Consider the following 20,739-nt stretch of genomic DNA (forward strand, 5'->3'; position numbering starts at 1 on the left):
CTATACCAAGATAAACTTTTTACATATGCCAAATTATCCCTTAACAAGGACTCAGTATTATTTCGCCAATTCAAGTATGCCCAATACAGCACTCTTATCAAGCTTTACAAATCTACCTACTGTACCGTTTTTTGTACATTTTTCAGCCATTAACTCAAATTGATCATAGGGAATACCCTCATCTTTTAGTTTTACAGGAATATTGATATCCTTTAAAAATTCTTCAAATCTTTCTATTCCTGTTAAAGCTACTTCTTCGTCTGTTTTTGATTCAGCATCAATATTAAATACATTTTTTGCAAATTGTACAAATCTATCTATATTCTTTTTATACACATATTTCATCCATGCAGGAAGAATCATTGCTAAAGTAACACCATGGGTTGTCCCATAAAGGGCAGTTATTTCATGTCCAATTCTATGACTCGCCCAATCCTCATCTCTACCCAATCCTAGTATTCCTGAATGGGCCATGGTTCCACACAACATTATCTCCGCCCTAGCATTGTAGTCATTAGGATTTTCCAATAATTTATATGCATTTGAAATTACAGCCCTCATAGTTCCTTCACATAAGTTGTCAGTAAGCTCCACATTTTCAGTGTTTGTAAAGTATCTTTCCATTACATGGGACAATATATCCACAGCTCCTGCAAAAGTTTGTCTTTCTGATAGTGTTAAGGTAAGCTCTGGATTTAATATTGCAAATTTAGGTCTTAATAAATCATCTTCAAGACCTAATTTTTGTTTAGTTTCTTCATTAGTAATGATAGTTGCATTACTACTTTCACTTCCAGATGCTGATATAGTCAAAACAACACCTATAGGTAAAGCTTTAGTCAGCGCTTTTCCCTGAACATATAAGTCCCATACATCACCTTCTGCATATACTCCAGCTGCTATAGCCTTAGATGAATCTATTACACTTCCTCCACCTACAGCTAATATAAAGTCGACCTTTTCTTCCTTACATAGCTTTATTCCTTCTCTAACTAAACTTAGTTTAGGATTTGGAGTTACACCAGAAAATTCAACAACTTCAATATCCTTTTCTTTCAAAATTTTCATAATTTGATCATATAATCCTGATCTCTTTATACTACCCCCTCCATAATGAAGAAGTAACTTCTTCACATGTTCAGATAAAGATTCTGTAATCCTTGATACAGAATCTTTGCCAAATACTAATTTGGTAGGATTATAGTAATAAAAGCTATTCAAATTTATCCTCCTCCTCATTCCAATTAGAGTTATGTCTATCATTTGTAAGATATGGGAAAATGATCTTTTCCAATGATGCTAATCTTTTTCCTAGTAATAATCCTCTACTTCCGTCTCAAAATATCTATCCAAATCATATGGTGTCAAAATTCCTTTATCTGTAACAACACCACTTACTAAATGGGGAGGAGTAATATCAAAGGATGGATAATACCCTTTAACGCCTTCCATTGTAGTCTTTATACCTCTAAATTCAAGAACTTGTTGAGGATCCCTTTCCTCAATTTTTACTTGTGAAATCGTCTTGTAATCTCCATCTGGAATTCCAGTTACAAAGTATGGTACTCCGGAATATTTAGCTGCAATTGCTATTTGCAAAGTTCCTATTTTATTTACTATATGACCATCCATACATATTGAATCTGCTGCAGATGTAAATAAATCTATCCCCTTTGTCTGCATGGTAAATGCTGGCATATTATCAGTAATCACAGTAGTATCAAATCCTTGATCATAGGCTACACTAGCTGTAAGTCTAGCTCCTTGCAAATAAGGTCTAGTTTCAGGGCAAAATAGTTTAATGTTTTTATTTCTTTTTTTAGCTTCCTTCAACATCATACCAACTATGGTTTCACCAAAACATTGGGTCATTATATTACCATTGTCCGGGAACATATCAACAAGGTATTCTGCAACAATTCCTATTCGTGAATAACGTTTATTCATAGAAGTAACAGTATGTTCGAAAATAGCTTCATCAACCTTTTTACTATTTTCCATTGCATCATAAGCCACATCTAAACATCTATTAACTACTTGACCCATTCTATTTGCCGTTGTAGGTCTTGCATGTGATAATCTATATGCTGCATCCTTTAAATATTCTTTTTGTTTTTCTTCTGTTAAATCCCTACATTCATAGGCTGCCAATGCCATACCCATTCCTGCAGCTGTATATGGTCCTGCACTTTGAGTTACCATATCTTTAATTGCCCTTGCTACCTCTTCATGGGTAGTACATGTAACAAATATTGTTTCAGTTGGATAAATTCTTCTATCTAAAATTTTCACCTTTCCATCTTCATACCAAGCTACATTTTCATATCTAAGCATAAATGCTAAATCCTTATCTGCGCGTTCCATATATCTCCTACCTTTCTTTTCTTCTTTATCTTGTTTTATTTCCTTTAATTTTTAGAATTTCAGTAATGATCGCTAACATCTTGCCCCTCTCTTTAGTCGATGATTTTATCTATTATTTATATCTATAGGTATTAAATTTTTTCATAACTTCATCCATCTGATCTTGGGATAATAATTTAGGCTCCCCTAATGTCTTTGTTAAATAATATATTTCAGATACAAACTCCAAATGTTCTGCTGTTGAAAATGCCCTTTGAATATTCGTACCTAAGGCTATAAGTCCATGATTTCCTAATAATACTGCATTCCTATTACCTATAGCATCTAAAGCATTTTCGGCTAATTCCTGAGAACCGTAAGTTGCATATTTTGCACATTTTACATCATATCCTGCAAAACCTATGAGATAATGCACTGGTTTTAGATCCCACCCCATACAAGCAATTGCAGTTGCAAATTTTGAATGGGTATGTACAATTGCATTAGCATCCTCCCTGTTTTTATAAAATATTAGATGCATACCTGTTTCACTTGAAGGTTTGAGATTTCCTTCGATTGTGTTTCCATCCAAGTCTACAATAACTATATCCTCAACCTTTGTTTCAAAATAATCTAATCCACTAGGGCTAACTGCAACAAGACCTTTTTCTCTATTGAAAATACTAATATTTCCTCCTGAACCTGTAGTTAAATTGTTAGTAATAAGTTTTTTCCCATACTCAACTACTAACTTTCTTTCCTCTAACATCAGCATTTTAATTTCACCCTACCTTTAAGTTTAGTAAAACTTCCCGATCCTAATTTCTAAACATATGTTCCTTCTCCTGCCATATTATTTGGAATAATCCTAACAACTAGATTTCCGATAGAATTCTTTCTTTTATTCTATTCGTTTCATATATTACTCTTTCACTGTCAATTAACGTAAATTGTCCATCCCTGCATACTATTTTCCCATCTATCATAGAAAGGCAAATATCATCTGATTGAGCTGAAAATATTATATTCGATAACACATCATGTATCGGTTGAAGATGTGGTTTATCCATATCAAACACAATAATATCTGCTCTGTTGCCTACCTTTATAGATCCACAATCATGTCTACCTTGAGCTAAGGCTCCATTAACGGTAGATAATCTCATAATTTGTTTTGTAGTCATAAATTCAGCATCATGGGTAATTCCTTTATTTGCCATGGATGCTAGATGCATTTCTTCTAACATATTAAGATTATTATTAGAAGCTGCTCCATCTGTACCAATGCTGACTTTAATATCCTTCTCCAGCATCTTTTTTATAGGTGCAAATCCGCTTCCCAGCTTTAAATTACTAGAAATACAATGTGAAACCGTAACACCTTTATCATGTAATATATCGAAGTCTTCTCCTTCAATCCAAACACAATGAGCAGCTACTAAAGGTTGGTCTAATAATCCACACTTTTCAAAATAAGCTATAGGAGTATTCCCATGACGTTTTTTACAATCTTCATGTTCTTTTTTCGTTTCAGATACATGGGTATGGATAATCAAATTATTAGATTTAGCATAATCAGCAACCTCTCGTACTAATCTCTCTGTAGAAGTATATTCAGCATGAAGTCCTACGTCTATTTTAATGCGGTCGTCAGTTTCCTTCTTAACTAAATTTATTAGACGGTCAGTATCCCTAAAAGCCTTCAATTCTTTAAATCCAATAGATTCATCGTCAGAAGAAGTTCCATGAGAAATATTGCCTTTTAATCCACTTTTCATTACTCCTCGTATAATATCTTCTATGTTGAAATACATGTCTGTAAATGAAACTACCCCACTTTTTATAAGCTCCATAGCCCCTAAAAGTGTTGCCCAATAACAGTCCTCAGGAGTAAGTCTTGCCTCAAATGGAAACATCTTCTCGAAAAGCCACTTCTGAAGAGGTAATCCTTCACCAAATCCACGTATTAACACCATTGGAATATGACAATGAGTATTGAAAAACCCTGGTAAAGCTACTTTATTCTTACCATCAAAACTCTCTCCACTATAATTGTCTGGAATATCCTTTCCAATATAAGTTATTAGATTACCTTCAGTTATGATATTTATATTTTCTTGAATATCATAATTTTCATCTACAAAAGTTATATCTTTAAATAACATTGCCATCATCCTTTACTTAATATTTATATCAATTTACAATGTCTCATTCCAATCTAACTGGGGGATATCAAACCAGTCCAACACACGTACTATCATCCTATCCCAGAAATCCCAACTATGCATGCCAGGAGACTCTTCATAGGTTATGGGAACTCCCATCTTTGTTGCCGATTCCAAAAAATTACGATTCATAGAGTACAAAAAATCCTCCGTCCCACATGCCTGGAACAATCGGGGAAGAGGACGACCCTCATTAATATTTTTTTGTAAAAGCGCCAAAAGATCCATGTCACTATCAGGAATGTTTTCTAGATCACCATAAATTGTTTTGTAATCCAAATTTGGTATTATACCCTCTTTAAACAACTGATAAGGATCTAGGGCACCAGAGAGAGAAGCTGCAGCACAAAAACGTTCCGGTTGTCTAAGTGCAAGCAACAAGGCACCATACCCTCCCATAGAAAGTCCAGCAACATAAGTTTCCTCTCGCTTAGTGGTAATGGCAGGAAATGTGGCACGAATAAACAAAGGAAGCTCATGACTAATAAATCGCCAGTATCGAGGTCCACAATGCATATCCACATAAAAACTATTTTCCACATAGGGCAATACCAACGCCACACCATGTTCACGTGCATAACGTTCAACACTGGTATATCTAAGCCAGCCCTCTTCATTATCTGTTGCCCCATGTAATAGATATACTACCGGATATGTCCTTTTAGGATTAAACTGGTTCTCAAGACTAACATCATCCTCTGAAAAAAGAAATGGGCCAGGTAATGTAATCACTAATTTAGTTTCAGTTTGTAAAGTAGTCGAAAAATAACTACAATGAAAAATAGGCATCTAGATACCTCCTTCGATTAAAACTTATATTTGTTCTTAACATATGGTTCACCAAATGCACGTGGAAATATGTTTTCGTTTTTCTGCAATGCCATAATAGTAATCGCTCCCACATATGGGATCATCTGAATCAGCTCTGGAGCAATCGTAATAGCAGGATTAAGCTGAAGTTGCATCTGAAGTGCATCAAAAAATCCAAATACAAGGGACATTAATAATATTGACCAAGGCTTATATTTCCCCATTTTTACTGCAACAAAAGCAAGCATCCCTTTTCCAACGATCATACCATCAACATATTTATCCATTTGTCCAAGAGACAGATAAGCACCCCCTAAACCTACTAGAACACCGCAAATAACAATACATAAATATCTAATCTTCCATACATTAATTCCTGCAGTCTCCAAGGTTTTTGGATCATCTCCAGCAGCCCAGATACGAAGTCCAAAAGGAGTCTTATTCAAAATGAACCAAACAATCGCAATCAGTAAAAAAGATATATATACTAAAGGTGACATTGCTGCCATAAACTTACCTATAAAAGGGACTTTTTCTAAAAATGGTGTACTCCAAAGGGATTCAACAGAGGGTGAAATCCCCGTGTTAAAGATAACTCGCAGTAGAAATGCTGTAAGTCCCAAACAAAACATATTTAGTCCAAGACCGCTTAGGTTTTGCATTCCTCCTATCTCTATACAGATAAATCCATGCAAAAGAGCTATTAATCCACCAGCGATCATACCACAGAGAACTCCTATCCATGCATTTCCTGTCAAATAAGTACCCAATACAGCAAAAAACGCCCCCATTGTCATCATTCCCTCTGCTCCGAGGTTCATAGTTCCTGATTGCTCCGCAAATAATGTACCAAGGGCTCCTATAGTAATGGGAGTAGCCATACGAATCGTAGAAACCGCCAATGCCATAATAAAACTACTATTTAACATTTGTAACACCCCTTTTTGCATTTCTGTTTTTAATTACTTTGATTAACTGCGGAAATAATCTCTCTACGGCAATAGCCAACATTAAAAACCCTTGTACTGCCTGAATAATCTGGGATGGTACTCCTGCCATAACTTGCATATTAGTAGCTCCCGCCCGAATTGCACCAAATAAAAGACTTCCAATAATCATCCCGACAGGATTTCCATTAGAAAGTAGAGCTATGGTTATACCATCAAAACCAGACCCCGGTGAGAAACCATCAATAATACGATAATAACGTCCTTGTATCTCTACTGCTCCTGCTATACCACCAAGAACACCAGCAATTAATATTGAAAGATACAAATATTTTCTAGTATTAATTCCAAAAAACTTTGCAGCCTCTGGATTTTTACCAGTCATTCTAAGTTCATATCCACTATATGTTTTGTTAAAATAAATTTTTAAAATTACAGCAATAACCAAGACAATTAAAAACGAATATGACAATTTATTTGCCCCATCAATTATATTTGGTATCTTAGCAGAATCTAAAATTGAATAAGTAGCTGGAATTAAAGACTCTGAAGACTTTAAAGGTCCATATACAAAATACTGTAATAAAAATTCTGCAATATAATTCATAAATAAACATAAAACTATAATATTTAAATTACGTTTTATGTGTAAAAATGCTGGTATAAGTGACCATAACATACCTGCCAAGGCTCCACATAATAAGGTTAATGGTATATGTATAGCAGGGGGTAAGTTGTTAAAAAAATAACCTGCACATACAGCACCAAGTGCCCCAATTTGCAACTGTCCTTCCACACCAATATTAAAAACGCCACCAAAGTATGAAAATGCAACTGCAAATGAACAAATACAGATTGGAATAGATTTATTAATTGTATATACCCAAGCACTTAAATTACCGAAGGCACCTTTTACTAATGCATTAAATGCTATAGCTGGATTTTTTCCAACTGCTAAGATAAGTAGTGAAGCAAACAGCAGTGCTAACAATATAATAAATAATGGAATTAAAATTACATCATATTGTATATTTATAATCCTAGATTTATTTTGTTTTTCCATTTATCTTCTCCTCCTGTGCTTTTCTATGTCCAACCATTAAGAATCCAATCTCTTCACGGGTTATCTTATCAGCATCAACAATGTCCATAATTTGTCCATCATACATTACTGCAATACGATCACTAAGTTCCATAACCTCATCAAGTTCTAAAGACACAAGTAAAATACCATGTCCACTGTTTCTAAGGTCCACTAAAGACTTATGAATAATCTCAATAGCACCGATATCTACACCACGAGTTGGCTGATTTGCCAAAATCAGTTTAGCATCCTTATGTACTTCACGAGCAATAATAACCTTTTGTTGATTTCCTCCAGATAAGGTTTTAACAACTGTTTTTGGTCCATTTGCTCGTATTTTATATTTCTTTATACCTTCTTCAGCAATGGCTTTTATCTTATTTGGTTGTAACCATTTATTATTCTTTAGAAATTGCTCAGGTTTTGGAGAGCCCAAAAGTAGGTTTTCTTCAATAGACGCATCAAGTACTAAGCCAAGTTTTTGTCTATCATAAGGAATAGATGTAATGCCTTTTTTTCTTCGACCAATAATTTCATCCTGTGTTATATCTTCTCCATCTAAAATTACCTTTCCCTCATTGGGAATAATGGAACCACTAATAACAGACATAAGTTCGTTTTGTCCACTACCATCAATCCCAGCTATTCCTAATATTTCTCCTTTTTTTACTTCAAATGAAACATTTTTTAAATGTTCCTTATGGCGATCAGCATATTTAATATTTTCAACCTTCAACAAGGTTTCTTTATTTTCTTTAGTTGGAATTTTCTTTATCTCTGATATATTACGTCCAACCATCATATACGTAATTTCTTCAGGACTTGTATTCTTTGTTTCAACTGTACCAATTAATTTACCAGCTCTTAAAACGGTAACTTTATCGCTAAATTCCATTACTTCTTTTAATTTATGGGTAATAATTATCATAGTCTTACCATGCTTCTTCAAATCCTGCAAAACTCCACCTAATTCATCAATTTCTTGCGGAGTAAGCATTGCAGTAGGCTCATCTAAAATAAGTATTTCAGCCCCCCGGTAAAGGGACTTAATAATTTCTACACGTTGCTGCATACCAAAAGAAATATCTGAAACCTTTGCCTTTGGATCAACATAAAAATTATACTTTTCACATATTTCAAGTACTTTTTGCTCAGCTTCTTCTCTCTGATAGATTAATCCTTCCATCGGTTCTTTACCCAAAACTATATTATCTGCAACGGTGTGCCTAGGTATCAGCATGAAATGCTGATGTACCATGCCGATACCCTTAGCCATTGCATCTATTGGAGAAAAGAACTTAACATGCTTACCATCAATGTAAATATCTCCTGCCGTAGGTACATACAGGCCATATAATATATTCATCAATGTTGTTTTCCCAGCACCATTTTCACCAACCAAAGCGTGAATTTCTCCTTTTTTTACACTAAAATCTACATTGTCATTTGCTAGTACCCCAGGAAACTGCATGCTTATGTTTTTCATTTCAACAGAGTTGCCACAACCCATCTTTCCATCTCCTCCATAGCAATACTTTTCATTTCAGATTGTAATTATTTATCAATTACATCTTTAACAAATTCCTTATACATTTCTTCTGTTTGGGGAGGTACTATTTCTCCACTTACTATTTTCTCACGTATATCATCCATCTTTTCTTTAATTTCTTGAGGAATTATTTCACCTAACTCACCTGGATTATATACAATGTCATTTACTCCCTCTTTGACACCATATGCATATAATCCACCTTTAAGTTCACCTTTTTCCATGTCCTTACAAGCACCGTAGACAGCCTCTCCTTCACCTACTCCAGCACAAGTTAGCATTTGTTTTGCTAAATCAAACTGTCCTTGTAAATTACCTCCTCCAGATGAGAAATAATCTCCTCCTAAAGCATCAGCAGCTTGATGTACTCCATGGCCAGCTCCTCCTGCCCATCCTTGAATCATATGAACACCATTATCATACATTTGCATAGCTATTTCTTTACCTTTAGCTGAGTCAGTAAAGTTACCTACATATGCTATAACTGATTCCCCACCAGCATATTCAGCACCAGCAGTAAATCCATATTGTCCCTGCTCCAAGAATGGGTTACGTTGTCCACCTACCCAACCAACCTTATTTCCATAACCTAGTTCTTCTGACATATAAACTGAAAAAGCTCCAACTAAGAAATTGACATCTGCAGATTGAAGATTACAGCAGTGAAGATTTTCAATGCCATCTATCATGCCACCGTTAACCCAAAACATCGTGTCAGGATATTGAGGAGCAAGTTCTGCAATAGCATCACTTACAGAATAAAGACCAACAACAACTAGATCATAACCTTGTTCAGCAAAGTTTCTAGCATTAGCCTCATGATCTGCTAGTTCAGCACATTCAACTGGAGTCACTACAGCACCTGTCTCATCTGCATAGCGTTGTAATCCTTCCATGAAATTATCATTTGTTGACTTATCCCCAAGTTGACCAGCAACTACATAGCCAATTTTTAATGGTTCTTCTTTAGATGTTTCAGCGTCTCCACCTTCTACTGCTTCATTTTCAGTATTTTGACCACATGCTACTAATGATAAACTAAGTACAACTACAAGCAAAAGGCTCAATAGTTTTTTCATCTTATAATTCCCCCTAAATATTTTATTTGGTAATTTAACAGTAAATATAATCTTACAATTTTACCTAAATAACGAATGAAACTACATTTCCCTTATTATATCTCTTAGTAAAGATTTGAAATTTTGTGCTGCCTTTTCGGCGGTTACATCCACCTCGTCTGTAGTAACAGCTTCATCTAATATTCCTGCCCCCATATTGGTTATAAGAGAAAGGCCCAATACTTTCATACCACAATGGGCAGCAGTTATAACCTCTGTTACCGTAGACATTCCTACCGCATCTCCTCCTAAAGCCCGGATGGCTTTAATCTCTGATGGACTTTCAAACTGAGGACCAGCTGTATAAAAATAAACACCTTCATTAATTTTCATGCCTAGCTTTTTAGAAACCATTTTTGCCAATTCTCTATATTCCTCGGTATAAACATTTGTCATATCAAAAAATCTTGGACCAAATTCTTCAATATTTTTACCTCTCACCGGACTTGCACCCATCAACTTTATATGGTCTTTCATTATCATGATCTCTCCTGGATTATAGGAGGTATTGACTGCACCAGCAGCATTGGTGAGGATAACGGTCTCAACTCCCAATAAATGAAATACTCTTATAGGTGTAACTAGTTGTTCAAAATCATATCCTTCATAATAATGAAACCTGCCAGACATACATACAACTTTCTTGCCACTTAATTCTCCTAAAATAAGTTTACCAGCATGGGATTCTACCGTTGTAGTTAAAAAATTAGGAATATCTTTATAGTCAATTACTATAGGCTCTTGGATCTCGTCAGCTAATGTACCAAGACATGAGCCTAATATTAAAGCAATTTCAGGTTTAAAATCGATTTTGCTTAATATATAATCTGCACTTTTCTTAAAATATTCATATTCATAATTATATTGCACTTTTTTACCACCCCTTTTCTAAAAAATAAATTCATTAAAGAGAATATAGGCAATACCCTATGCTAAAAATACTGTAAAATCCGATGTCCTCATCTATTACCTCCTTTTCTTAAAATTTTCTTTTTATGATTCATTACCTCATTGCATCCCTCCATCATCATTATCTGGACTAAATCCTCTCCTTTAATACTTTTTAGGATTCTATTGACTCTTTGCCTAGGCATCTTTTTTCCCATTCTAGACTTGGTTAATCCTTGTTTATAGAAATAAGATATATTCAAAATTACTTTTTATAATTTGCCATTTTAATCTTCGTGTTACATTTGCTCACTCATTGAAAGATTGTATCGTGTTACTTAATATCATAACACAAAGTTAATTTAATGACAACGTTTTTTAGATTAAATAAAAAAATAACCTCTATTGATATGGAATACCAATAAAGGTCTTTAACAAATTATCTAAAACAATTTTCTTTTTATTCTATAGATTCTTTTTATATTCACTTATCTCCGATTCCGATGCGTATATAAAATGTCCTGGCCTAATCTCAACCAATTTAGGTTCTTCTACATCATAGTTGTGGATACTTGGATCATAGTATATTCGCTTTCTATATCTTTCATAATTTGGATCAGGAAGAGGTATAGCAGATAGCAAGGATTTAGTATATGGATGAATAGGATATTTATATAATTCATCCGCATCAGCTAATTCTAGAATCTTCCCTCTATACATTACTCCAATTCTATCAGAAAAATATTTTACAACAGATAGATCATGAGCTATAAATAGTACAGTTAAACCTAATTGCTCCTTCAATTTATTTAACAAGTTTAATACTTGAGCTTGTATGGATACGTCTAGTGCCGAAATAGGTTCGTCTGCAATTACCAAGTCTGGGTTGGTAATCAAAGCCCTTGCAATGCCAATACGCTGTCTTTGCCCTCCTGAGAACTCATGGGGATAACGAGTAGCATGTTCACGTGTAAGGCCAACTGTTTCTAATATATTGTATATAAGCTCCATCATATGCTCTTCACTATCGCATAGTTTATTTATCTTCAAACCCTCTCCTATAATCTCCTTTACCGTCATCCTTGGATTTAAAGATGCAATAGGATCTTGAAATATCATCTGAATGCCTCTTGTTACCTCTCTTTTTTCCTCTTTTGACAATTTCCCTGAAATCAATTTTCCATTAAAATATACTTCTCCGTCAGTAGGTTCATATAGTCTTATTATGGTTCGACCTGTAGTAGTCTTACCACAACCAGATTCACCTACCAATCCAAAAGTTTCACCTTTGTATATATTAAAACTGATATCATCCACAGCTTTTACCACAACTTTGTTTTTGCCATATCCACTAGTGAAGTACTGTTTCAAATTTTTAACTTCCAATACTGGTTGTTTACTCATTATCTGCCACCTGCCTTTCCTTTTGTTTCTCAATACGCCTTGTCAAGGCTTCAGGTTTTTCCACCTTAGGTGCATCTGGGTGAAGAAGCCATGTGGCTGCATAGTGAGTATCACTCACTTTAAACATTGGTGGCTCTTTTTTGAAATCTATCTTCATCGCATATCTATTTCTAGGTGCAAAAGCATCCCCTTTTGGTGGATAAAGCATATTTGGTGGTGTACCAGGTATTACCAACAATTCGTCCGATGCATCTGTGTCTAAATCTGGCATAGATGCCAATAAACTCCAGGTGTAGGGATGTTGAGGATTGTAAAATATTTCATCTACCGTTCCTGTCTCAACAATCTTTCCTGCATACATTACCGCAACTCTATCAGCTACATTAGCCACTACTCCTAAATCGTGAGTAATAAATATTACAGAAATATTACGTTCTTCTTGTATTTTCTTTATTAAATCCAATATTTGAGCTTGAATAGTCACATCTAAGGCTGTAGTTGGCTCATCGCATATCAATATATCTGGATCACAAGCAAGGGCTATGGCTATAACTATTCTTTGTCTCATTCCACCAGAAAACTGGAATGGGTATTGATTAAACCTTTTCTCTGGCTCAGGAATACCTACAGCATCCATCAGATTTATGGCCTTCTTTTTAGCTTCTGCTTTACTGATATTTTCTTTTACTAGCATAGCCTCCGTAATTTGTTTTCCAATCTTCATTACAGGGTCTAGTGATGACATTGGATCTTGAAATATCATAGATATTTCCGAACCCCTTATCTTAGTGAACTGCTTATCATTAAATTTAGTTAAATCCTTACCATTATATAGTATCTGTCCATCTTCAATGTTTGCATTCTTAGAAAGTATCCCCATTATTGTCTTATTAGTAACAGATTTTCCTGAACCCGATTCTCCTACTATAGCTAGTGTTTCTCCTTTATGAAGATCAAAGTTAACACCTCTAACCGCATGGACCTTACCAGAAAAGGTGTTGAAAGTTATATATAGATCTTTAACTTGTAGTACTTTTTCTCTATTCTTCATAACAACAACCTCCTTCTATTCTTGTCCTCTTAATGTTGGGTCAAAGGCATCCCTTAATCCATTTCCAAACAAGTTAAATGATAACATCAACAACGATATAACTATAGCTGGAAACAAAGTTAAATGAGGATGATCCAATAACACCTTTTGCCCTTCTGCCAATAATACTCCAATTGATGGTTCTGGTGCGCCAATTCCTAAACCTAAATAGGAAAGAAAGGACTCGGTAAATATAGCTCCTGGGACTGCCAAAGTAGCCTGGGTAATAATCGGTCCTATAGCATTTGGTAGGATATGTCTGAATATTAAAGTCCTATCCTTAGCTCCCATAGTTCTTGAAGCTAGTACATATTCTTGTCCCTTATACTTGTAGAACTGGGCTCTTATCATACGACTCATACCAATCCACCCTGTAAGTATCATGGCTAATATAAAGGGTACTATTCCAGCTCCCATATACATTACAAATAATATAATAAGAACAAGACTTGGGATCCCTCCTATTACCTCTATAATCCTTTGCATTATCATATCTACCCAGCCACCATAATAACCTGAGATAGATCCATATACTACTCCTATTAACATATTGATCAATACAGCCATAATTCCTATAAATAAAGAAATCCTTGAACCTCTCCAAAGCCTAGTCCATAAATCCCTACCTATGGAATCAGTGCCAAGCCAAAAGTACACATCTTCTGCGCCTTTTAACTTGTATACGTTTATCTTAGCTTTTACCATAGGGGTCTTGCTTCCCATATATTCTATATCGTATTCATCTAATATCTTAACTACACAACCTGCATATTTATCTTCTAGATTATCCTTTTTTACATCCATTACTTTAGTTCCATCGAATATTCCTAGTTTTTCTAAACCTCGGACTCTTGGTGGCAACAATGCCCAATCGATATGTTGCTGTCTATAAGTGTATTTATTCATACTTGGCCCTACTATGGCCATAAATATAATTATCAATATTATCCAACCTGCTACTATAGAAGCCTTATTCTTCTTAAAGCGGAGCATAGCATCTTTAAAAAAGCCAATGGCCTCTCCTTTGAACTTTTCATCCTTTATATCTTCATCTAATTGGACAAATTCAAAATCTTCTTTGTCTATTTTAATATTCTTAACATCTTCCATTATTTTCTACCTCCTATACGAATTCGAGGGTCAATAATGCCGTAAGAAAGGTCTACTACTAAAATACTAACTAAACCAATTACGGAATAAAAGAACAAAGTAGCTATAGTAAGAGGATGATCTAATGCGTTTATGGAACTAACGGATAACTGTCCTAAGCCAGGAATACCGAATATGTTTTCAATAACCATAGCTCCCCCCATTATGCTGAAAAACATAGGTATGATAATATTTGCCAATGGTATAAAAGAGTTCCGGATAGCATGTCTTACAGTAGCTTGAACTTGAGATAATCCTTTTGTCTTGGCTAAAAGCATATATTCGGAGTTCAATGCCTCACATAATTCTGAACGCATATACCTAGTTATTGTAGCGATTCCCCCAAAAGATAGGGATAGTATAGGTAAAATCATAGATCTAAACTTAGTCCAAGTCAAAGTCGGTTCAGTAGATAACAGTATTGGAGCCCATCCCCACTTGAAGGCAACAAAATACTGTAATAGCGCTGCAAATACAAAAGAAGGTACAGAAATAAACAGAATAACCATAATGGATATTATATGATCTGCTGCCGTATTCTTTTTTAATGCAGCTATAATTCCAAGTATTATTCCAACAGGAACTGTTAGTATAAGTGAGAAAATATTCACTTGTAAAGTTATTGGTAATTTTGTTTTTATAATATCGAATACCGGTACCCTAGGTTGAACCTTTATGGACGTTCCAAATTCAAAGGATAAAAAATCCTTTAAAAAGTATCCATATTGTACTGGTAAAGGATCGTTTAAATGATATTTATTTTCAATGGCTAATTTCACATCCTCTGGTAACATTGGGTCATCTACAATGCTTCCAGGCATAGAATGTATGATAAAGAAAGATATACTTATTATTAAAAATAGGGTTATAGCCATTGCAATCAATCTTTGTACTATATATCTAAGCATAGGCCTACTCCTCTCAAATAAAGTTAAACTTATACATAGGGCACAATCAAGTGCTAATATTAGCACTTGATTGTGATTTTTGTATGCTTATTATAATAGATTAGTCTACTATATCTGCTTGTAATATTGCAAATCCAACTGCTGGCATATATTCAGTAGTTACTAATTTAATTCTGTCTGCAAATACTTGTGCATTGTTATTTTGGAAAATAGGCACTTGTGGTACATAGTCAATTAACATACTTTCCATATCTGCTAATGCTTTTATTCTTCCTTCAGGATCTAACAATAAATCCCCTTGGGTAGTTCTCTTATATAGTTCGTCGAACTCTTCATTAGCAAATCTATGACTCTTATTTGGGAAATCTGTACACCATACAAACATACTGCTCCATGGATTAAATGCACCTTGTGTATATGCTCCTATACCCATATCGAAGTCTCCATCTCTGTATGCATCATAGGCAGCTTGTGGTGGCATAGCTCTTAATTTTATATCTAATTTATCTGCTCCAAATAAGTTTTCATATTCTTCTTCAGCAACTTCAGTCATTCTCTTCATAGTTTCTTGAGCTTCAAAGTATATTATTTCTATTTCTATCTTCTTATTTCCATTAGCTTCATAAGCTTTTTCAAAGTACTCTTTTGCTAAATCTGGATCAAATCCAGAACCTTCTGGTCTTACAGCTTTAGCTTCTTCTGTGTCACAGTATTTCAATCCATTTTCATAATCTACCATAGGAACGGAAGATATATAATATGGTGTTGATTCATATACCTTGAATACGCCTTTGGATATTTTATCTCTATCAATACCATAGAATAGAGCTTTTCTTAAGTCGTTATTCTGAAGTATTGGATTATCTTCAGATGTACTGTTTATAAAGAATCCCCATACGGTATTTCTTTCTTGGAATACTACCCTTGGGTCTTCAGAGTACTTATCGTATTCATTACCACTTACTACTGCTGTATCTAATTCACCATTTTCAAATAACTGTAGTCTTGTTGCAGATTCTGTTATAACTCTACTTTCAATTCTATCTGGTTTGTAGATATCACCTAATATTGCATCTTCGTTCTTTTCAAATACCCTGTGTTGGTCCCTAACCCATTCTGTAAGTTTATAGGTACCACAGGATGGAACAGTTTCTAAAGTAGTTGCATAGGTAGTTTCTGTTCTATCTTCATTCATACCAGCTTCATATAGTTCTTCGTGTACTGGTGATGTAGCTCCACCACCTGCAAAAGTACTATAAACATCTATTTCAGGCATTGCAGTATCTAATGTAATTTCCAATGTCTTTTCATCTAATGCTTTTACTCCTACTTCTTCCCATTCTACTTCGCCTTTGAAATATTCTTCAGCATTTACTACTGGAATATTGTCCCATAGTACAAAAGCATTACGATTAGCTAAGTTTTTATCTAATAACATCTTATAGGAATATTCATAGTCTTCAGCTGTAATAGGTGTACCGTCTGTCCATTTCAAATCGTCTTTTAATGTAAAAGTCCATACCTTACTATCCTCAGTTTCTGGTAATGCTTCTGCATGGTATGGAATGAATTCCACCTTTTCAGTTTCTGGGTTATAGATTAAATCTAATAGTGCCCCATAAATATAGCTTATTAAATCAGCATCCTCAGCAGAATCTGATGTGTGAGGATTGAAAGTTTTGGCAGGCATTCCTGCAAGTCTCAGAACTTTTGGTCCAGTTGATTCTTGAGGTTCTTCTGCTACTTCTGATCCTTTGTTTTCATCGCTAACATCTTTACCTTTGCCGCATCCTGTTGCTAATACTGACATAGCCATTACTACGACTAATAATAGTAGTAATAGTTTTTTTGATGTTTTCATTAAATCTCCTCCTATTGATATATTTTATATTTTGCTAACTCATCTGGCATCTTAACACTAAGATGTCTAATGTTAGCCTAAAAACGATGAGCTTATCTAATAACCATTTTTATGTTTCAGACTTCCATGTTTTCGACATATATTTTAAATTTTTATCCTTGCTCAATCTCACTAGTTTTGCATAAATATGAATTTATTATTAGGATGTGGTTCAGTAGTTCAAATTTTTTAAAAACTCAAATTAGAGCAAATATATACTATCTTTAATTATTTTAAATGGTTATTAGATATATTTATTTTATGCTATCACATTTCCTGATTATAAGTCAAACTTTAAAATATTCACAATCTTTAATGTTTTTTTACTTTTAAATAAAATTACACTTTGTTACCTTAACGGTTTTTCCCTTAATCTAATATATTATGCCTATATACTAATATTAAATAATAAGCTGTATGTTCATTATGCATTATTATTCTTAACTATGTATAATATTTATATTTGATAATTTTTGACAACACTCTCGGTTAACCCCTATTGTCGCTTTTTGTAGGATTAATTTAGAAACTTTATCAAAATAATATATATTATAGTTTTTTACTGCCATTAATGGTATCATAGTATAAAAGATAAATAACTTTAGAAAGGAATTGGAAATGAAAAGACTAGGATTTGTAACAATAATTTTTATTGTTATCTATACAATTTTAAATAGAAACGCACCATTGCTTTTAAATCTATCTAATGGAATATTTATAATAGGATTGATATACTTGCTAATAGCCCTGTTGTTTTATGTACGCAATGTAGGCTTTTTCAAACTTATCAGCTATCATAGATATAGGAAAAGACAATTAAAATCTGCTAGGACAAATGCTAACAAATCAACTGTTAATAAACATATGGACTATGATTATACCCATAGTGAAGATATAATGGAATTCCACGAGTTCTGTGAAGAACACTACAAAGATCAATGGTCCAATAGGGAATTTTTTATATTTGGTATTCCTCTTTTAATCCTATCCTATATATTAGCCTATTTTGTTTAAATTAGGGATAATAGTAAATAATTTTGGAGGTAGCAGCTGCTACCTCCAAAATAATAATTATTATTAATTTTTAGGATTAGCCGGTTCTACTTTTACCTTAAAACCCTTTATCCTTTTATTGTTTAAACTTCTAACCACTTGACCTAAATATTCTTCTGGAACTTCTACAAATGTAAATTTGTCATACATATCAATATTTCCTACCATTTTCCTTGACAGGCTGGTTTCATTTAATATTGCTCCTAAAATATGTCGTGGACTTACGCCTTTTCTCCTACCTATATTGATATATATCCTTCCCATAGACTTAATACCTATGTCTCCATAGTCCACTGCTTCTAATTCCTTATGACTATCCAATTTGCTATTTATCAAATAAAACTTCAATAAAGCTGCTGCTATATCAAAGGAATCGTAATCATCTTCCAATAAAGTATGGACCATACTTTCATATTTACCTAGTTCTCCTTTGTCTATTTCCTCTTTTATTCTATCTAATAGTATATCTGTCTGTTTTTCTTCTATATCCTTTAGAGTAGGTAGATCTTTTCTGGTTATTTTAGTTTTTGTATATCTTTGAATGTCCTTTATTCTGTATATGTCTCTACCAACTACAAGACTAAAGGCCATGCCTTCTCGCCCTGCTCTAGCAGTCCTACCAATTCTATGAACATAGTATTCTTCATCCTGGGGAATATCATAGTTAAACACTATATCTATGTCATCTACATCTATACCTCTAGCTGCTACATCAGTAGCTACCAATATGTCAATGTTTCCAGACCTGAACTTGTTCATTACTTTATCCCTTTGAGGTTGCTTTAAATCACCATGGAGTCCATCAGCAAAGTAACCTCTACCCTGCAATTCAATAGTTAGTTCATCTACCCTTTTTTTAGTATTACAAAATACTATAGAAAGCTTGGGATTATATATATCTATTAGTCTACATAGTATTTCTGTCTTCATATGTTCCTTTAGTTCGAAATAATATTGCTCTACCTTAGGCACTGTCAATTCCTTATGAACCACTTTAATGATCTCAGGGGATTTCTGATATCTCTTCGCAAATTTTACTATTTCATTTGGCATAGTAGCAGAAAAAAATACGGTTTGTCGTTCTTCTGGCATACGATTCATTATCCATTCTATATCATCCCTAAATCCCATATCAAACATCTCATCTGCTTCATCTAATACTATTGTGCCTATATTTTCAAGTTTAAGGGTTTTCCTCCTAATATGATCCATTACCCTACCTGGAGTACCAACTACGATCTGAACACCTTTTTTTAATGCTTTTATCTGCCGATTAATTGGTTGACCTCCGTAGACTGGAAGTACAAATATATCCTTTTTATACTTGGATAATCTTTTTATTTCCTCGGCTACTTGGATAGAAAGTTCCCTAGTTGGGCACAAGACTATAGCTTGTAGTCTCCTATCCTCATCTTTGCATTTTTCAATAATTGGTATCCCAAAAGCGGCAGTCTTCCCAGTTCCTGTTTGTGCCTGACCTATTATATCCAATCCATTAAGCATACTAGGTATAGCTTGAGATTGGATAGGTGACATCTCTTCAAATCCCATATCGGAAATGGCTCTTTGAATCTCTTCTGAGAGATTCATTTCTTCAAATCTTAATTTTTTCATCTATTTAATACATCCTTCCTCATTTTATCCAGCCTATCAAGTATATATATAATATGCCTTATTTGCAAGGAAAATATTTTAATTTCTTTTGAATTTAAGCAATAAAATGAATTTAGTCCATTTGGCGTTTTATGATATAATATTAAAAATAAAATCATCACTAATAGGAGGAATGCATATGCTATACGAGTTGATTGAAAAAGACTTTGGAGAAAAAGAAAATTATAATTGTGCTGAAAAAATTTTGTACGGTGCAAACAAAGCCTATAATCTAGGTCTAGATAAAGATGCATTAAAACTGTCGGCAGCTTTTGGTGGAGGAATGGGGATAGAATCCATATGTGGCGCATTAACTGGAGCGGTTATGGCCATCAGCAGTAAATACGTGGAAAATATAGCTCATGAGGATAAAGAAATAAAAAATTTAACTAAGCAATTATTTAAAAGATATGAAGATGAAATGGGAAGCATTCGATGTGATGAATTAAAAGCCAAGTACAAAAAAGAGGATATTGGTTGTAAATATGTTATTCTAAGGGCAGCTAAAATATTAGATACAATAGTAGAAGAAAATATGTAACTCAAAAGGTCAAGCTGATTCGCTTGACCTTTTTTGAATATAAAAAAGGATTTTTGATGTCTATGTAGAATAGTATA

19 protein-coding genes are annotated in these 20,739 nt (G+C 34.0%); 2 read left to right on the forward strand and 17 right to left on the reverse strand.

Going from position 1 to position 20,739, the window contains the following annotated elements; all coding sequences use genetic code 11:
* Nucleotides 1-57 precede the first annotated feature (57 nt).
* From C3E88_RS04380 to C3E88_RS04455, 16 genes are all read right to left on the reverse strand, one after another.
* Nucleotides 58-1,221 carry an iron-containing alcohol dehydrogenase gene (locus C3E88_RS04380; RefSeq protein ID WP_236908944.1) on the reverse strand — a complete coding sequence of 388 codons (1,164 nt, stop codon included), beginning with the start codon at nt 1,219-1,221 and terminating at the stop codon, nt 58-60.
* A 90-nt stretch (nt 1,222-1,311) separates the two neighbouring features.
* The gene (locus C3E88_RS04385; RefSeq protein ID WP_236908945.1) at nt 1,312-2,364 is read right to left on the reverse strand and encodes an S-methyl-5-thioribose-1-phosphate isomerase; all 1,053 of its coding nucleotides are present in this window, start codon (nt 2,362-2,364) and stop codon (nt 1,312-1,314) included.
* A gap of 112 nt (nt 2,365-2,476) precedes the next feature.
* Nucleotides 2,477-3,118 carry an L-fuculose-phosphate aldolase gene (locus C3E88_RS04390; RefSeq protein ID WP_236908946.1) on the reverse strand — a complete coding sequence of 214 codons (642 nt, stop codon included), beginning with the start codon at nt 3,116-3,118 and terminating at the stop codon, nt 2,477-2,479.
* A 100-nt stretch (nt 3,119-3,218) separates the two neighbouring features.
* Nucleotides 3,219-4,508: an amidohydrolase gene (locus tag C3E88_RS04395; RefSeq protein WP_236908947.1), complete on the reverse strand. Its 1,290-nt coding sequence runs from the start codon at nt 4,506-4,508 to the stop codon at nt 3,219-3,221.
* A gap of 33 nt (nt 4,509-4,541) precedes the next feature.
* Nucleotides 4,542-5,357, reverse strand: coding sequence for an alpha/beta hydrolase (locus C3E88_RS04400; RefSeq protein WP_236908948.1), 816 nt, complete (start codon nt 5,355-5,357; stop codon nt 4,542-4,544).
* A gap of 17 nt (nt 5,358-5,374) precedes the next feature.
* Nucleotides 5,375-6,307, reverse strand: coding sequence for an ABC transporter permease (locus tag C3E88_RS04405; protein WP_236908949.1), 933 nt, complete (start codon nt 6,305-6,307; stop codon nt 5,375-5,377).
* Nucleotides 6,297-7,388: an ABC transporter permease gene (locus C3E88_RS04410; protein ID WP_236908950.1), complete on the reverse strand. Its 1,092-nt coding sequence runs from the start codon at nt 7,386-7,388 to the stop codon at nt 6,297-6,299. The genes C3E88_RS04405 and C3E88_RS04410 overlap by 11 nt, the downstream gene beginning before the upstream one ends.
* Nucleotides 7,372-8,919, reverse strand: a complete 1,548-nt coding sequence (locus C3E88_RS04415) for an ABC transporter ATP-binding protein (RefSeq protein ID WP_236908951.1) — start codon at nt 8,917-8,919, stop codon at nt 7,372-7,374. The genes C3E88_RS04410 and C3E88_RS04415 overlap by 17 nt, the downstream gene beginning before the upstream one ends.
* A 44-nt stretch (nt 8,920-8,963) precedes the next feature.
* Complete coding sequence (locus C3E88_RS04420; RefSeq protein ID WP_236908952.1) at nt 8,964-10,037, reverse strand: BMP family lipoprotein; 1,074 nt, start codon at nt 10,035-10,037, stop codon at nt 8,964-8,966.
* Between the two features lie 81 nt (nt 10,038-10,118).
* Entirely contained in the window at nt 10,119-10,946 is an 828-nt protein-coding gene (locus C3E88_RS04425) for a purine-nucleoside phosphorylase (RefSeq protein WP_236908953.1), read from the reverse strand.
* 89 nt (nt 10,947-11,035) lie between these two features.
* Complete coding sequence (locus tag C3E88_RS04430) at nt 11,036-11,227, reverse strand: hypothetical protein (RefSeq protein WP_236908954.1); 192 nt, start codon at nt 11,225-11,227, stop codon at nt 11,036-11,038.
* 202 nt (nt 11,228-11,429) lie between these two features.
* Nucleotides 11,430-12,368, reverse strand: a complete 939-nt coding sequence (locus tag C3E88_RS04435; RefSeq protein ID WP_236908955.1) for an ABC transporter ATP-binding protein — start codon at nt 12,366-12,368, stop codon at nt 11,430-11,432.
* Nucleotides 12,361-13,419, reverse strand: coding sequence for an ABC transporter ATP-binding protein (locus C3E88_RS04440; protein WP_236908956.1), 1,059 nt, complete (start codon nt 13,417-13,419; stop codon nt 12,361-12,363). Before C3E88_RS04440 ends, C3E88_RS04435 begins: the two co-directional genes overlap by 8 nt.
* A gap of 15 nt (nt 13,420-13,434) precedes the next feature.
* Entirely contained in the window at nt 13,435-14,568 is a 1,134-nt protein-coding gene (locus tag C3E88_RS04445) for an ABC transporter permease (protein WP_236908957.1), read from the reverse strand.
* On the reverse strand, nt 14,568-15,515 hold the full coding sequence (locus tag C3E88_RS04450; protein WP_236908958.1) for an ABC transporter permease: 948 nt from the start codon (nt 15,513-15,515) through the stop codon (nt 14,568-14,570). The genes C3E88_RS04445 and C3E88_RS04450 overlap by 1 nt, the downstream gene beginning before the upstream one ends.
* Before the next feature lie 100 nt (nt 15,516-15,615).
* A complete protein-coding gene (locus tag C3E88_RS04455; RefSeq protein ID WP_236908959.1) occupies nt 15,616-17,376 on the reverse strand; it encodes a peptide ABC transporter substrate-binding protein in 1,761 nt (586 codons plus the stop codon).
* 657 nt (nt 17,377-18,033) lie between these two features.
* On the opposite strand from C3E88_RS04455, the gene C3E88_RS04460 reads away from it, so the two are divergent.
* Entirely contained in the window at nt 18,034-18,429 is a 396-nt protein-coding gene (locus tag C3E88_RS04460; protein WP_236908960.1) for a DUF3899 domain-containing protein, read from the forward strand.
* Nucleotides 18,430-18,492: 63 nt separating this feature from the next.
* Here C3E88_RS04460 and C3E88_RS04465 read toward each other — a convergent pair whose 3' ends face one another.
* Nucleotides 18,493-20,082 carry a DEAD/DEAH box helicase gene (locus C3E88_RS04465; protein WP_236908961.1) on the reverse strand — a complete coding sequence of 530 codons (1,590 nt, stop codon included), beginning with the start codon at nt 20,080-20,082 and terminating at the stop codon, nt 18,493-18,495.
* A 178-nt stretch (nt 20,083-20,260) separates the two neighbouring features.
* On the opposite strand from C3E88_RS04465, the gene C3E88_RS04470 reads away from it, so the two are divergent.
* Nucleotides 20,261-20,662 (forward strand): C-GCAxxG-C-C family (seleno)protein, encoded by a 402-nt coding sequence (locus tag C3E88_RS04470; protein WP_236908962.1) that lies wholly within the window; start codon nt 20,261-20,263, stop codon nt 20,660-20,662.
* Nucleotides 20,663-20,739: the final 77 nt, after the last annotated feature.

The sequence above is a fragment of the Clostridium sp. Cult3 genome (assembly GCF_021655115.1).
Taxonomy (GTDB): domain Bacteria; phylum Bacillota; class Clostridia; order Tissierellales; family Tepidimicrobiaceae; genus PPXY01.

What these genes read in the sequence shown, in the direction of transcription:
- C3E88_RS04420 (WP_236908952.1), bottom strand. Translation starts at nt 10,037, where the DNA reads ATGAAAAAACTATTGAGCCTTTTGCTTGTAGTTGTACTTAGTTTATCA.
- C3E88_RS04450 (WP_236908958.1), bottom strand. Translation starts at nt 15,515, where the DNA reads ATGCTTAGATATATAGTACAAAGATTGATTGCAATGGCTATAACCCTA.
- C3E88_RS04410 (WP_236908950.1), bottom strand. Translation starts at nt 7,388, where the DNA reads ATGGAAAAACAAAATAAATCTAGGATTATAAATATACAATATGATGTA.
- C3E88_RS04440 (WP_236908956.1), bottom strand. Translation starts at nt 13,419, where the DNA reads ATGAAGAATAGAGAAAAAGTACTACAAGTTAAAGATCTATATATAACT.
- C3E88_RS04415 (WP_236908951.1), bottom strand. Translation starts at nt 8,919, where the DNA reads ATGGGTTGTGGCAACTCTGTTGAAATGAAAAACATAAGCATGCAGTTT.
- C3E88_RS04445 (WP_236908957.1), bottom strand. Translation starts at nt 14,568, where the DNA reads ATGGAAGATGTTAAGAATATTAAAATAGACAAAGAAGATTTTGAATTT.
- C3E88_RS04400 (WP_236908948.1), bottom strand. Translation starts at nt 5,357, where the DNA reads ATGCCTATTTTTCATTGTAGTTATTTTTCGACTACTTTACAAACTGAA.
- C3E88_RS04435 (WP_236908955.1), bottom strand. Translation starts at nt 12,368, where the DNA reads ATGAGTAAACAACCAGTATTGGAAGTTAAAAATTTGAAACAGTACTTC.
- C3E88_RS04470 (WP_236908962.1), top strand. Translation starts at nt 20,261, where the DNA reads ATGCTATACGAGTTGATTGAAAAAGACTTTGGAGAAAAAGAAAATTAT.
- C3E88_RS04395 (WP_236908947.1), bottom strand. Translation starts at nt 4,508, where the DNA reads ATGTTATTTAAAGATATAACTTTTGTAGATGAAAATTATGATATTCAA.
- C3E88_RS04455 (WP_236908959.1), bottom strand. Translation starts at nt 17,376, where the DNA reads ATGAAAACATCAAAAAAACTATTACTACTATTATTAGTCGTAGTAATG.
- C3E88_RS04465 (WP_236908961.1), bottom strand. Translation starts at nt 20,082, where the DNA reads ATGAAAAAATTAAGATTTGAAGAAATGAATCTCTCAGAAGAGATTCAA.
- C3E88_RS04385 (WP_236908945.1), bottom strand. Translation starts at nt 2,364, where the DNA reads ATGGAACGCGCAGATAAGGATTTAGCATTTATGCTTAGATATGAAAAT.
- C3E88_RS04390 (WP_236908946.1), bottom strand. Translation starts at nt 3,118, where the DNA reads ATGCTGATGTTAGAGGAAAGAAAGTTAGTAGTTGAGTATGGGAAAAAA.
- C3E88_RS04405 (WP_236908949.1), bottom strand. Translation starts at nt 6,307, where the DNA reads ATGTTAAATAGTAGTTTTATTATGGCATTGGCGGTTTCTACGATTCGT.
- C3E88_RS04460 (WP_236908960.1), top strand. Translation starts at nt 18,034, where the DNA reads ATGAAAAGACTAGGATTTGTAACAATAATTTTTATTGTTATCTATACA.